This window comes from Frankia sp. AgPm24 (assembly GCF_023243055.1).
Taxonomy (GTDB): domain Bacteria; phylum Actinomycetota; class Actinomycetes; order Frankiales; family Frankiaceae; genus Frankia; species Frankia umida.
The window spans coordinates 1-238 of the sequence record NZ_JALKFW010000127.1 but is presented as its reverse complement, the minus strand read 5'-3'; the positions used below and the strand labels follow the sequence as shown (position 1 = coordinate 238).

Below are 238 nucleotides of genomic sequence, written 5' to 3'. Positions count from 1 at the left end.
ACTTGATGCCCACCGCCTTGACCGCGTTGGCCACCTGCGTGCAGTTGGCCGCCGTCGTGCCGGCGACATTGTTGGCGACATTGTTCTGGCAAGCCGTGTTCAAGGCCTTGCCCAAGGTCGCGTAGGTCGCATTGGAGGTCAGCAGCACCTGGGCTGACCAGTACAGCTGCGCCGCCTTGGCGATGCCGATTCCGCTGACCGTCTGGCCGTTGAAGGTCTGGCCGTCGGTGATCAGGAA

General features: G+C 63.4%; 1 protein-coding gene. It reads right to left on the bottom strand.

All coding sequences use genetic code 11. The features are described 5' to 3' along the window. Positions 1 to 238: M4 family metallopeptidase (locus tag MXD61_RS05950; protein ID WP_248811824.1), on the bottom strand; the 238-nt coding region annotated here is incomplete at both ends.